Genomic DNA, 13,069 nt, shown 5'->3' with positions numbered 1-13,069 from the left:
TTATAAATTAGTTAACTTTAATGAGGATTTATTATCTAAACTTATGCAGTTAAAAATTCGCTTATACGGTATTACCAAAGATATTATTGGCCAAACCTGGATATCGTTGGATGTTCCCAAAACTTCTAAGGTCCAGGATTTACTTTATAATTTAAAAACTACCTATCCGGGGCTTACAAAACTGCACTCGGTTTTAGTGGCCGTAAACGATGAATATGCTAAGCCAGAATTTGAGTTAAACGCCAACGATGAAATTGCCTTGATTCCACCGGTAAGTGGCGGATAATAGTATCAAGTAGTAAGTATCAGGTAGTAAGATTTAACTTTTCTACTTTACTTTCATCTATTTAACCTACTTATAACTTGAAAATATAATCTTTCATTCAGAGTCCTGATACTTGATACCTAATACCTGATACCATTATGATTGCCTTAACGGACCAACCAATAAATACAGACGAAGTAATTGCCGCAGTACAAGCAAATGGAGCCGGCGCGATTAATGTATTTATTGGCACTGTAAGAAATAAGACGCAGACAAAAGCCGTAGTTCGCTTAGAGTTTGAGGCCTATGAATCGATGGCTTTAAAAAAAATGCAGGAACTAGCCGATCAGGCCTCGGCTCGTTGGCCCGTGCAAAAAGTAGCAATTGTGCACCGGACCGGCGTGTTGCCGATTGGCGAAGCAGCGGTAGTCATTGCGGTTTCTACCCCGCACCGTAAAGCATCTTTCGAAGCCTGCGAATTTATTATTGATACCTTAAAAGAAATTGTACCCATCTGGAAAAAAGAAATTTTTGAAGATGGCGAAGTTTGGGTAGCCGCTCACCCGTAAATGGTTACAGGTTGCAGGTTACAGGTTACAAGTTGCAGCTTTATTGTAGATTCTCAATATCATTTAAATCCTTTAATCTGCCACTCGCTTTTTTATTTTTTAGTAAATCCGGCAGTCCGATATAATTACTTGTAACACCGTTCACTTCAGTTACTATTCTTCTGGAAAAACATTCATTAAATTTTACACCGGAGATTTGATTCATTATGTCAATTCTGATAGGAGGTGTACCTAAATGAAAAGCTATTGTTTCGGTTTCAAAATTTAAATTTTGCAAGCCTTCTGTCTCAAAACCAAAAGCATCAACAGCTCTAATAAGATTATCAGCATTCTCCCCGGATGCATTTATCCAAATATCAAAGTCCCCCGTGTATCTAGGGTAACCATGAAAAGCCACCGCATAGCCTCCCACTATCAAGAATTCAACTTTGTATTGGTTTAGTAATTGTAAGAACTCTTTGAAGTCGTTGTCTAATTCCATTTTTATCGGTTAAATACTGATTACGAAGATGTTCTAAAGCAGCAATACGTTCTTGCGGCGATTTCGACATCCAGTAAGCATAATTTGTATTTTCTTCGGTTATCGTATAGAATTCAATCTTTCTCTTTTCCATATTATTACTTCTAATTTTGTTGTAACTCCGTGATAGCTTCTTTATACGCTTGTGGGTCGTTTACATTGCGCAGTTCGCCGGCGTCCGGAATGGTTAGCAGTTTTACATCGGAATTAATGAGCGCTTTGCGCGGACAGGAGTAGCCTAAACTCAAAAACTGTAACAAAACCGCAAAGGCTCTTGGCTCCCAAATCGTCAATAACGGCTCCGGAAATGTATCATCCGAATCGTAAAAGGCGGTGGCCATTTTAGTTGGGTCGCGGTGCTGTATTAAATAAGCGAGGGTTTCTTTACTCAGGAAAGGTAAATCGCAAGCTACCGCCAGCCAAGCCGCGTTCGGATTGTGCTGCAACGCCGTTAAAATGCCGCCTTTTGGCCCAAAATTTAAAAATCGGTCTTCCAGGTACGGCAGTTTTCCTTCTAAATCTGCAGCCTGCGTTGCATTACACGATACAAAAGCTTCTACGCAAACAGCACTTAGCAGTTGGTGTACGTGCGTGCGCTGGTCTTGATCATAATACTGCAATAAGCCTTTATCGCTTTGCATCCGGGTACTTTTACCACCCGCTAATACCAATCCATTTAAAGGAGGAACGTGCTGCTGGTAAAAACTAACAACAAAATCTGTAATTTTTTCTGTTTCAGAAATGGCGTAAACCGGAACGGAAGCCGCACTTGCTAAATGCGTTTGAATAAATTCAGGAACTTCCGTTACCCCGGTTTGCAGCAATATCAATTGCACGTTGGTGAGTTTATCCAGTTTTTTATCCAGGGGTTTTGCCGGATCAATTACTATAATCTGCGCCTGAGCCGGAAAATGATTGCCGTTAACCAGAATTAAATCCGTAGCTTGAAAAAAAGCTTTTTGCTGGTATTCGTTCCAGTTAGTCCGGTAATCCAGCCGTTGAAAGGTAATTTTATCGGTATACTCCAGAAAGCTGCCGTAGGCTAAAGCGGTATTTATATCCGGACCGTTGCTCGCGGCGGCATCCGCACTTTTGTGGTCAGCATCGACGTAGGCAATTTTTAAATTTTTGGCTAGTTTTTCGGTGAGCGCGAAAGCTAATTTTTTAATATTGCCGCAGGGTGTACCCAAAATAGCCAATTCGGTTCTGCCGAAATGCCCCAAAGCGGGTCGGCTTAAGGCTACATGTTTTTGATGCGCGGGTTTATTTGCCAGTGTAGTCACTTTTACCTCCGGTTTTACTGATTAATCGGGTTTCTTTAATAACAATGTCGTGCGAAAAAGCTTTGCACATATCGTAAATCGTTAAGGCCGCTACACTGGCCCCGGTCAACGCTTCCATTTCTACCCCGGTTTTACCGGTTAAGCTGGCTATACATTGAATTACTACTTCGTTGGCTTCGTTTACCTGAATCTGGAATTTACAACTTTCCAAACCCAAGGGGTGACACAAGGGAATCAAGTCCGAAGTTTTTTTGGCACCCATGGTACCGGCAATAATCGCCGTTTGAAATACCGGACCTTTCTTCGTTTGAATTTCGCCGTTAGTAAGATGCTGCATAATTTCGTCGCCCAACACGACAATGCTTTGGGCCACAGCGGTTCTTTTGGTTTCGCTTTTCGCGCTCACATCTACCATGGCCGGATTACCGGCCGCATCCAGGTGCGAAAAAGTTTTCTCTGGTTCCATTTTGGTTGAAAATTGCAGGTTACAGGTTGCAAGTTGGTTGAAAAATTGGAAAGTTGTAAAGTTAAAAGATTATCTTGGTTGTATGTTTTCCCTAATACATTGTACGTTTGCTAAAGCAAGTCGTAAATATCTTACTTACTAATCTAAAAGTTGAATAATAAATTTGCCCTATTATCTACCGGATGGTAGGCTCTAAACTAAAACAAATTTAATCATAAATCTATGGTCTGTGAACTATGGACCATTGCCTAATACACTATGAAACTAAGAATTCAGGGAAACAGTTTGCGTTTGCGCCTTTCCGAAGCAGAGGTAATTCAATTTGCAGACACGGGTCAGGTAGCAGAAACCATCTTGTTCAGCCCCGATGAAACCAATGCCTTGCGCTATATTTTACAACAAACTTCCGGCAAAGAAGTTAGCGTACGTTTTTCCGACAATGTTATTACGATTTCTATTCCGGAATTAATGGCCCAGAAATGGACCGACACCGATTTAATCGGGTTTGATGACCTGATTGATTTAGGCAATGAGAAACAGCTGAGAATTGTCGTGGAAAAAGATTTAGAATGCCGGCACTAAGTAGTTGGTCGTTATGAGTTGTTCGTTATTCGATTTGTAAAATATTGACGATATTCTAATTATTTTAACATATTCAACTCAAGCTGGCGCAAGTGTTCAGCGAAGCGTCACTTGTGCTTAAGAAACAAAAGCCAGTATCCCGACTGGCAAAATAATAAAACCATACGTCAGTCTAGAGACTGACCGGTGTCTGTTCGGCACAAGTCTCGCTCCGCTAAGACTTGCGCCAGAAATGTAGTAGAAAAAGATTTAGACTGCCGGCATTAAATTCAAGCAGGTATAATAGCCATCAACTCAGCTAAAATTTAAAAAACCTACATAAAAGACAGCGGATTCTTGGATACCACGTGCATTACTTTAAGACCAGGCACCTTCGATTTAAGCCATGTAGCCATCCATTCGGCGCCGGGCTCTTCGCTCACGGCGTGCCCCAGTAATACCAGCGAAATTTTATCGCCTTTGGCCCGGGCATCGCGCACGTATTCTACGGTTTCCCATTCCTGCGCTTCGCCCACCAACACGACATCGGGCTTCTCCTTTTCTATTTCCGCGATATGTCTTTTGGCGCCAGAGGCTCCGGGCAAAAGCAATACTTTCCGGCAGGATTGCGTAGGCTCTCCCAGGTAGCGTACCATCTGGATATTTAACTTAGATTTTACGTGAGCCACTACATCTTTAAAAAAAGTAGCCGGTAATACAAAACGGGCCGAAGATTCGGGTTGAACGTATTTTTGCCAGCTTAAAGCCGCTACAAGTCCGGCCATGACGCCGTCGGGTTTATGGGTATGCAGGTAATCGTGGTTACGCCAAACGGCGATGTTGTGCTGCTTTAGCAAATCAGCTTTGTACTGGTATACCTCGTCTTTTTGCAGCCAATCAGTATCATCCTGGTGGCTATAAAAAGTGGGCTCGTGCGCAATAATGAAGTTAGCTTTTAAGTCGATGGCCTTCCGGATTACTTCCACGGTAGCGAACATCGTCGTGACAATGCCGGTAACTTTAATATCCATACTGCCCGATTTTAGCGTATCTACGGTTTTCTCGAAAGGCGCTTCCGGTATTTCCTTTAAGAATAAATCAATAATTTGCTTTACCGTATACGATTGCGGCGGAGAATTTAAAATTTCGGCCTGAGAAACGAACGGGCTGGTTAGTAATACCGAAGCTCCCACGGCTTTGGTTAAGGAAGATAGAAAGGCCCTTCTATCGGTGATACTGGTTAAAAAGTTAGAATTATTTTTGGGTAAGGTCATCTTTTTCGGAATAGATTAGAAGCGTAAAACAATACTGCATTTTAACTAATAAATTCTGGATTTAAAGGCATCCCTTGCGCCCATTTTTAAAATTTCCGATAAGTTCAACAGCATAGCAGATCAGTTATCTTCATTTAAGAACCAGCTTTAATTTTTACCAGCGGGAAAGAAAATCATTTAAAAATTTGAGATCTAAGTAAAAGGACGAAATGAAAGATACACGCGTATTTTCAAAGTAGATCACTAACCTATTTAATTTACACGTAAATAGGTGTATTTAGTCTTGATACTAGCGTCTTGATACTTGTGTCTATTACTTACCCTCTAAAACAAATCAACGGAAAGGATTCACCCGCCGAAAATTTCATTTGGTCGGGGGGAAGTTCCAGAAATCCATCGGCTGCCAGCAAACCGGCAAAATCGCCGGAACCGCCAATCGTAATGGGTTGCGCCCGCCAGATGCCGTTGGCGGTAATAAAAATTTTTACTGGTAAAAAATAAGTCAGCTTGGGATTAAAAGTGACTTCGGTAGTTAAATGCGCTTGCAAGTTCCAGGCGGGCGCGGCTCCCAGAACAGTCCGCAACCAGGGCTGGATGTATTTATAATAACAAACAAACGTAGAAACCGGATTACCCGGCAAGGCAAAAACCACCGGCCCTGCTGCGTGTTTCCCGAACCAAAACGGCTTCCCGGGCCGTTGCGCTACCTCGTGAAACAGTTGTTCTACGCCTAACTCCTGCAATATCTCCGGTATATAATCGGCTTTGCCTTTACTGACGCCGCCGCTCAACACCAGCACCGCATATTTTTTTAATTTTTCCGACAGTTCATTTAATAATAAAGCTTTATCATCGGCTAAATGAAACACATCGGCGGTTACGCCTTGTTCGCGCAGGGCAGCCTGCAACATATAGCTGTTCGATTTACGAATTTGGTGCGGTAAAGGCGTTTGGGTAACTTCCACCAACTCATCGCCGGTAGAGATAATGGCTACCCGAGGCGCTTCGGCAACTTTTAAACTCGATTTACCAACCGAAGCGGCCACGGCTATTTCGGCGGGAGATAAAATAGTGCCTTCCGGAATCAGTAAATCGGTGGCGCGCCGGTCGGAACCTTGCTGGTGTACATTCTGGAGCCGCATTTTGGGCGCGGCTAAAATATGCGCGTAACGTTTTCCCCGGCGTTCGGTTATACTTACATCTTCGTAGCGGATTACCGTATCCGTGTTTTTGGGTAAAATGGCGCCGGTCATTACTTCCAGGCACTCATCTTTGCTGGTTAAGGTTTGGGCAGGCGCGCCCGCTAGTTGCAGGCCTTCCACCCGAAACGTATCTTCGCCGGCCTGGTAAGCCTCATACCGAATGGCAATGCCATCCATGGTTACGCGGTGGTACGGTGGAAAATCCCGGTCCGCGTAGATAGGTTCACCCAGTACTTTTCCAACAGCTTCTTCCAGGCTCAGCTCGGTAACGGGCAGCTCTATTTTTTGGGCAATTATTCGGGCAAAAGCTTCGTCGACTGTTATCATAAACCTTAAAAAAGGCTCTAACTTAAACAAATTTTGGTGAATTGAGAAAGTTTGAAACCGGAGCTTTACTTATAGTTAGGTCTGATTTAAAATAAGCACTGCTTTGTTCATTTAACAGTGACCTGTCTTATTTTTAAATCTCCCTGGTAATATTAATTTTAGAAAATGTAAATGCCCCTCACCTGCTACACCTTAATAGCTACATTTTAATCCGGATTTTATGAAAGATTTTTTTACACTTGGTTTCGTGTTGCTGCTACTACTATGTGGTTTTAGAACAACTGGCTACGGTCAAACCGGAAAGCCTTCTAAAACTGCTGGTCCTAGTCCATCCAAATCTATCTTGGAGCAAATTAAAAAACATACCACCGGAACGGCTATTTGGTGGACCGGGCACAATGGCTGGTTAATTAAATCAGGAGATTTATTGATTAGTACCGATTTAGCTTTGGAATATGGTGGCAGAAGTGCACCAACTCCGGTTTCTGCGCTGGAGATTGCTCCGGAACTGGATATTTATTTGGTTACTCACGCGCACAGCGACCATTTTGATCCCAAAACCGCCAAAATATTTATAAAAAATTCGAAATGCATTTTTGTGCTGCCAGAGAGTTGTTTGAAAACTGCTCAGGAATTAGGAATACCGCAGGAACGGATTCGGGTAGCGAAACCAAGAGAGCCTTTTGAACTACTCGGTGCCAAAATAGAACCCATCCGGGCCATTCATGGCAACGCTAATTTCGCGGTGTATTTCGAAGCTAATTTACAGGATTGTGGTTACGTAATAACCATTGGCGGCAAACGCTTTCTCCAACCCGGCGATTCGGTTTTACTGGAAGATCAGCTTTTTCAGGAAAAAATTGATGTACTCTTTTTCTCCCCTACCGAACATAATACATACATCGATAACTCCGTAATGCTGATAAACCGGCTTTCGCCAAGCTATATTTTACCCCAGCACCACAGCACCATGACTTACGATGAACGAGATCGGTTCTGGGCCAAAGGCTACCCAGCCGAAGTAAAAATAAGACTTTCGAAACCTCTGCAAGACCGGTATCATATTTTAGAGCAAGGTGGTTACCTGGAAATAAAATGAAGAAATTTTTAAATTTTTAATGCGCCGCCTTCTCTAAATGCAGCTTTACAAACTCTTTTTTAGGCGCTTCGCACAGCGAACAAACGTAAGATTGCGGCAATTCTTCAAAAGTGACTCCAGCCGAAACCCCCGCAGTTTCATCACCGAAAGTTTGATCGTAAACCGTTAAGCAATGCGAACATTGGTAAACCGGGTGTAACGATTTTTGCTCCACGGCCGGTTTAGTAACTTTTACTTCGGGTTCGTAATCTAATTGCTCGTAGTACAAGCGGCTTAACTCCATGAGCAAAGGTGCCAGATCTTCCTGTAGTACATCTTTGGCGTAAGTCTGGTAATCGCGTTTGTTCGGGTTAAAATCGCGGCAGTACAGCACATTGTAAGTGGGCAGCAGTTCGTATTTATCCGAATACTTCGAAGCCGGATTTTTCTCGATCACGATGGAAGTAAATAGCATCATCGGTACCGTTTTAATCGCGAACGTTAAGCCTTCGGTGCTAATGTCGTTCTGGTCGAAGGTGCGTACCAGGTACCGTTTTAATTGCAAAGCTTCTTCGTCGAGTACCGGCAAGTGCCAGTTGAGTTCCAGCGACGAATGCCGCATGTTTATCCCGAATTTACCCAGCAGTTTTTCAAATTTTATTTTATCCCGTTCGGCAATTCCTTTAATAATAAATGATTTCCAAGGCGTAATGCTGATTTTACCGATATTGGTTTGCACACATAAATCGCAGAGTGCCTGCAAAAAGTTAATGGTATATTGATTATTGCGCCAGTACAACCCCAGCCAGTATTTATCGCCAGCCATTTTGTTCATGCCTTCGTAAGTCGGGAAAGGTACGGTAGATAAATCTAACTCGCCTGGTAGTGGTCGGTTGTTGGCTTTCATGCGGGTATTGGCCTGGTCGAAAAGCCCGGTAACCGGTAAATTAGGTTGATCCTGGTAAACGGCTTCCAGGGCTTTTACCGTGCGCACCACATCAAAGGTATAAACCAAAGCCGGCCAGCAAACCAACTTTTTACCAAATTCAGGTAAACTCAAGTACAAATACCAATAATTTTCCTGTTTGGAAGCCACAAAATTCAAATTTCCGGTAAACAGCGGTACCAAAGTTTGCCGGGGATCAGCAATATTTACTTTCAGTTGAGGCCGATACTTATCAAAATCATCCAGAATATACAAGTAGGTATCAGAATGGAGCCAACTGGTAGCCGGTAGTATATCGGCAGCTACGTACGAACTAACGATGTTCTCGTAATGCTTGCCGCCAAAATCATAATCCGTGCGAATGGCCTGAAACGTACTATCCAGAATAGTTTTGCTGCGAATACTTACCGGAAACAAAATATCCTGCCGCGACCCGAAATGAATAACCTCGTTCCCAAACTCGCTGGCGGTAGCCAGAATTTGCTTTAAATCTCCCGGCGAAACTACTCCCCCACGGGCAAATACCCGGACTAAATCTCTTTTTTCCATTTTTGGTTGCAAGTTGCAGGTTACAAGTTGTTTTGGTTTTAAGGTTGGAAGGTTGAATGCTCTAAATCTTTCTATTTTCCTGCTAATACTTTCCCATCTTTCCTATCGCGAGCGTCCTCGCTCGTGATGTTCATCGTTCGGCCTCTGGCCGGTAGTAACCTTATATTATTTACTTCTAATTTAAGTTTAACCGTTCGCCCGGCCAGAGGCCTACCTGATAATAGACACGAGCGAAGACGCTCGCGCCAGCATAATTTTAAAAAATTAACTAAACTGAAACTGGTTCGGATGGTAGAGCTCGTTCCAGAATAGCTTTAACTTCGGGTTTGCAGGAACCGCAGCCTAGACCGGCACCGGATTGCTGACATAGTTGCCGGAAATCGGTGCAGCCACCCTTTACCATGGCGGTTAAATTTCCTTCGCCGACGTTGTTGCAGGAGCACACCAGCTTACCCAGTACCGGAGCAATTGGTTTACCGGACCGGAGTAGCTCCATGCGTTTTTCTGAGAGTTCTATCTTATTTTCGATGAGCGTTTTGAATTCGGCAAATTCACTTTTATCGCCCATCAGAATAGCCCCAACCAGCTTATCCTGATGAATAATGCATTTCTTATAATAGCGTTTGGCTTTGTCCGTGAAGATTACCTCTTCGTAATCCGGGCTATTATCCGGCACCTCCACCAGTCCCAAGGAACACAAATCCAGATCGGCTAATTTTAAGATATTCATGAAAATAGAGCCGGAATAATAGCTACTGAAATCACCAGCCAAGAATCTGGCGGCTACATCGGCTTGTTGCTCGGCGGCGGCGGTAATACCGTTTACCACGCCTTTAAATTCGGCTACTTCACCCATGGCAAAGATTTCCGGGTCGGTGGTAGTTTGCAAATAATCGTTTACCTGAATTCCCCGGCCGCAAGCTATTTCGGCCTCCAGCGCTAGTTCTACATTTGGTCGTGTGCCTATAGCGTAAACTACCGCGTTACAAGGCAAGGCTTTGCCACTTTTTAAATTTACTACTAGTCCCGGTTCGTTTTTATTCAGGAAAATAGTTTGCACTTGGTCGTTGAAATAAACTTTAACGTCCATCTCGTCGATGTGCTCGCGCAGCAAATCGCCGGAAATTAAGTCGAGTTGCCGCTCCATGAGCCGCGAGCTTAGTTGCACAATGGATACTTGTATATCAATTTCGCGTAAGGAAGCAGCCAATTCTAAGCCCAGTAAACCACCACCCACAATTACCACGTGGCCCTGGTGGTTCAGGAAGGTTTTTAAACGGTCGGCATCGCCGCGGTTACGCATGGTAAAAATACCCGGAAGTTCCATCGGCACATCTTTCGGCACAAAAGCCCGGCTCCCGGTGGCAATAATCAGCTTATCGTAAGCATGTACTTTGCCGTGAGTATCGGTAACGGTTTTGGCTATGCGGTTGATGCAACGGATTCCGGTTGACTCGTGCAGGTACACGTCTAACTTAGCCAGTTCGCCATTTTTAAATTTTTCGAGTTGCTCCCAGTTCAGGTGGCCGTTCAGGTATTCGGGTAATAACACGCGGTTATAAAACGGATGAGCTTCCTGCGAAAACACGTGAATATCATCGGTAAGATTTTTCTCGCGGTAAGTATTAATAAACCGGTAGGCGGCTGCCCCGGCCCCGATGATTACTATTTTCTCAAATGGTTTTTGGTATTTTTGTACCTGTACCGCCGAAAATTTAAAATCCGGCTCTTTTGATTTCGGGTCGACCAAAGTATTCGTCAGGTTATTGGTACGGCCAAAATCGCGGTTTAATATTTTACCCCAGTGCATGGGCAGGAATATCACCCCCGTTTTAATATCGGTAGTAACTACGGCGTTTACCCGAACTTTGCCGCGCTGGCTGAAAATCTCCACGGTATCGCCGTCATTGATATCGCGCAGAGCGGCATCCAGCGGGTTAATTTCCAGGAACGGTTTACCTAAGTGCTGCTTCAGTTTATTCACTTTGCCGGTGCGCGTCATGGTGTGCCATTGGTCGCGGACCCGGCCGGTCGTTAAAATAAGCGGGAACTCCGGACTCACCTGTTCCGACTGGTTGTAAATAGTAGCCGGAGTTAAAATTTTCGCGCGTTTATTGGGCGTATAAAACTGATGGTCGGTAAACAAGCGCGGTGTACCCTCGTGGCCCAAGGCGGGAACCGGCCATTGAATGCTACGCTTTTCCTGTAAGGCTTCGTAGTTTAAGCCGCTAATATCAATGTTAGTCCCTTTGGTCAGGCGAGCGTGTTCTTCGTAAATTTCATCAGTTCGTTTGTAATCAAATCCTGAAAAATTCATTTTCTTGGCGAAGCGGCAAAGAATCTCTACATCCGGTAAAGCTTCTCCGGGTGGGGATACAACTTTGTTTAAGTAGCTAATGCGGCGCTCCGAGTTGGTCATGGTGCCGGATTTTTCAAGCCAACCGGCGGCAGGCAATACCAAATCGGCGTACTGTAAGGTATCGGCTTTGTTCGAAATATCCTGTACCACCACAAAACGGGCTTTTTTCAAAGCTTCTTCCATTAAGCCGGCATCCGGTAAACTTACCAAGGGGTTGGTGCAAATAATCCAGACGGCTTTTAATTTATCGTCGCGCAAAGCCTGAAACATTTCGGTGGCGGTAAGACCCGGCTGAGCGGGTACACTGGGTACCCCCCAGTAATTAGCCACTTCCTGCCGGTGTACCGGGTTTGCTAAATCGCGGTGCGCCGATAGCAAATTGGCCATCCCTCCTACTTCGCGGCCACCCATGGCGTTTGGTTGTCCGGTTAAGGACAAAGGTCCGGAACCTGGCTTCCCAATCTGCCCGGTTACCAACGACAAGTTCAATAAAGCTAAATTTTTATCTACCCCGATAACACTCTGGTTCAAGCCCATGGCCCACATGGAAATAAAACCGTTGGCATTGCCAATATAAGTAGCCGCTAGCTTGATATCCGAAACCGGCACATCGCAGGTAAAGGCCGCTTCTTCGAGACTGGTCTGAAATACAAATTTTTTAAAATTTTCGAACCCATCGGTATGGTTTTGCACGAAAGCCGCATCGATTAAATTTTCTTCGATGAGGTAACGGGCAATGGCGTGGTACAAGATAATATCGGTACCCGGATTTATTTGCAAATGCAGGTCGGCTAAAGCGCAGGTTTGCGTGCGGCGCGGGTCCACGACGATTACTTTTATTTCGGGATGCTGTTCTTTATGCTGCTCTAAGCGCCGGTAAATAATGGGGTGGCACCAGGCCGGATTGGCCCCGGCAATTAAAAAACAATCGGCTAGTTCTATATCGTCGTAACTGGCCGGAACAGCATCTTCCCCGAGCGCCATTTTATAACCCACTACCGCCGAACTCATGCACAACCTAGAATTGGTATCGAGGTTATTTGTTCCTAAATAGCCTTTTACCAGCTTGTTTACGATGTAATACTCTTCGGTGAGGCATTGCCCGGAGGCGTAAAAACCTACCGAATCGGGTCCGTACTTGTCGATAATGGTTTTGAAAACGGCGGCGGCCCGGTCTAAAGCCGTATCCCAGCTTACCCGTTGGCGCGGCTGGTTTTTGGCCCAGCGCATTTCGGGGTACAATAAGCGGTCGGAATGGTCCGAAACCACGTAATGTAAATTCAATCCTTTGGAGCAAAGCATGCCTCTGTTTACCGGATGCTCCGCATCGCCTTCTACCCGAATTTTACCTTTGGCGTCTTGTTCCACCACAATGCCGCAGCCTACGCCGCAGTACGAACAGGTAGTTTTAAAACGATGGCTCTTATTCTTTTTCATTTGCTTCTTTTTTAATTTGCTCTTCCGGATTTGCAATTCGGAGGTTTGCTTGCTCTTTCGGATTTGTAATCCGGAAGCATACTGGCTGGGGATTTGCAATCCCCGATGGCTGCGGTGCTATCTTATTTGACCAGTACCCTGTTTTCCTCATGGCCGGCTGGCCTCGTTTGGCTCTTTCGGGCGGTCTAAGCTTCCTTTCCTCGACTTCGTCTGCGGAATGCTGCTATGCAGCA

11 protein-coding genes are annotated in these 13,069 nt (G+C 44.6%); 4 read left to right on the top strand and 7 right to left on the bottom strand.

The genetic code is table 11. The features are described 5' to 3' along the window. The first annotated feature begins 43 nt into the window (after positions 1-43). Both AHMF7616_RS00375 and AHMF7616_RS00370 read left to right on the top strand, forming a co-directional pair. Positions 44-286: a MoaD/ThiS family protein gene (locus AHMF7616_RS00375; RefSeq protein ID WP_115371082.1), complete on the top strand. Its 243-nt coding sequence runs from the start codon at positions 44-46 to the stop codon at positions 284-286. A 137-nt stretch (positions 287-423) separates the two neighbouring features. Further along, positions 424-834, top strand: coding sequence for a molybdenum cofactor biosynthesis protein MoaE (locus tag AHMF7616_RS00370; RefSeq protein ID WP_115371081.1), 411 nt, complete (start codon positions 424-426; stop codon positions 832-834). Between the two features lie 40 nt (positions 835-874). Here AHMF7616_RS00370 and AHMF7616_RS00365 read toward each other — a convergent pair whose 3' ends face one another. The 3 genes from AHMF7616_RS00365 to moaC form a co-directional block, all read right to left on the bottom strand. Next, positions 875-1,315, bottom strand: coding sequence for a hypothetical protein (locus tag AHMF7616_RS00365; RefSeq protein WP_115371080.1), 441 nt, complete (start codon positions 1,313-1,315; stop codon positions 875-877). A 143-nt stretch (positions 1,316-1,458) separates the two neighbouring features. After that, entirely contained in the window at positions 1,459-2,637 is a 1,179-nt protein-coding gene (locus AHMF7616_RS26930) for an NTP transferase domain-containing protein (protein ID WP_233507220.1), read from the bottom strand. Beyond that, positions 2,618-3,103, bottom strand: a complete 486-nt coding sequence (gene moaC / locus AHMF7616_RS00355; protein WP_115371079.1) for a cyclic pyranopterin monophosphate synthase MoaC — start codon at positions 3,101-3,103, stop codon at positions 2,618-2,620. Before moaC ends, AHMF7616_RS26930 begins: the two co-directional genes overlap by 20 nt. A 258-nt stretch (positions 3,104-3,361) precedes the next feature. Between moaC and AHMF7616_RS00350 the strand changes: the two genes are divergently transcribed. Continuing rightward, complete coding sequence (locus AHMF7616_RS00350) at positions 3,362-3,685, top strand: DUF7009 family protein (protein WP_115371078.1); 324 nt, start codon at positions 3,362-3,364, stop codon at positions 3,683-3,685. Between the two features lie 314 nt (positions 3,686-3,999). Here AHMF7616_RS00350 and AHMF7616_RS00345 read toward each other — a convergent pair whose 3' ends face one another. After that, positions 4,000-4,938 (bottom strand): Nif3-like dinuclear metal center hexameric protein, encoded by a 939-nt coding sequence (locus AHMF7616_RS00345; RefSeq protein ID WP_115371077.1) that lies wholly within the window; start codon positions 4,936-4,938, stop codon positions 4,000-4,002. 317 nt (positions 4,939-5,255) lie between these two features. Beyond that, a complete protein-coding gene (locus tag AHMF7616_RS00340) occupies positions 5,256-6,467 on the bottom strand; it encodes a molybdopterin molybdotransferase MoeA (protein ID WP_115371076.1) in 1,212 nt (403 codons plus the stop codon). A gap of 220 nt (positions 6,468-6,687) precedes the next feature. Between AHMF7616_RS00340 and AHMF7616_RS00335 the strand changes: the two genes are divergently transcribed. Continuing rightward, a complete protein-coding gene (locus tag AHMF7616_RS00335) occupies positions 6,688-7,566 on the top strand; it encodes an MBL fold metallo-hydrolase (RefSeq protein ID WP_115371075.1) in 879 nt (292 codons plus the stop codon). Between the two features lie 16 nt (positions 7,567-7,582). Here the strand turns inward: AHMF7616_RS00335 and AHMF7616_RS00330 are convergent, their stop codons facing one another. Next, complete coding sequence (locus tag AHMF7616_RS00330; protein WP_115371074.1) at positions 7,583-9,040, bottom strand: rubredoxin; 1,458 nt, start codon at positions 9,038-9,040, stop codon at positions 7,583-7,585. Positions 9,041-9,308: 268 nt separating this feature from the next. Next, positions 9,309-12,836: a nitrate reductase gene (locus AHMF7616_RS00325; protein WP_115371073.1), complete on the bottom strand. Its 3,528-nt coding sequence runs from the start codon at positions 12,834-12,836 to the stop codon at positions 9,309-9,311. Positions 12,837-13,069 lie beyond the last annotated feature (233 nt).

Origin of the sequence: Adhaeribacter pallidiroseus, from assembly GCF_003340495.1 — a bacterium.
Classification (GTDB): domain Bacteria; phylum Bacteroidota; class Bacteroidia; order Cytophagales; family Hymenobacteraceae; genus Adhaeribacter; species Adhaeribacter pallidiroseus.
Note: the sequence above shows the minus strand (reverse complement) of the source record. Positions and strands in the feature narration are given on the sequence as shown.

Bases quoted from the DNA above. Each gene is read 5' to 3' on its own strand.
- AHMF7616_RS00375 (WP_115371082.1), top strand. From the start codon at position 44: ATGCAGTTAAAAATTCGCTTATACGGTATTACCAAAGATATTATTGGC.
- AHMF7616_RS00370 (WP_115371081.1), top strand. From the start codon at position 424: ATGATTGCCTTAACGGACCAACCAATAAATACAGACGAAGTAATTGCC.
- AHMF7616_RS00365 (WP_115371080.1), bottom strand. From the start codon at position 1,315: ATGGAATTAGACAACGACTTCAAAGAGTTCTTACAATTACTAAACCAA.
- moaC (WP_115371079.1), bottom strand. From the start codon at position 3,103: ATGGAACCAGAGAAAACTTTTTCGCACCTGGATGCGGCCGGTAATCCG.
- AHMF7616_RS00350 (WP_115371078.1), top strand. From the start codon at position 3,362: ATGAAACTAAGAATTCAGGGAAACAGTTTGCGTTTGCGCCTTTCCGAA.
- AHMF7616_RS00345 (WP_115371077.1), bottom strand. From the start codon at position 4,938: ATGACCTTACCCAAAAATAATTCTAACTTTTTAACCAGTATCACCGAT.
- AHMF7616_RS00340 (WP_115371076.1), bottom strand. From the start codon at position 6,467: ATGATAACAGTCGACGAAGCTTTTGCCCGAATAATTGCCCAAAAAATA.
- AHMF7616_RS00335 (WP_115371075.1), top strand. From the start codon at position 6,688: ATGAAAGATTTTTTTACACTTGGTTTCGTGTTGCTGCTACTACTATGT.
- AHMF7616_RS00330 (WP_115371074.1), bottom strand. From the start codon at position 9,040: ATGGAAAAAAGAGATTTAGTCCGGGTATTTGCCCGTGGGGGAGTAGTT.
- AHMF7616_RS00325 (WP_115371073.1), bottom strand. From the start codon at position 12,836: ATGAAAAAGAATAAGAGCCATCGTTTTAAAACTACCTGTTCGTACTGC.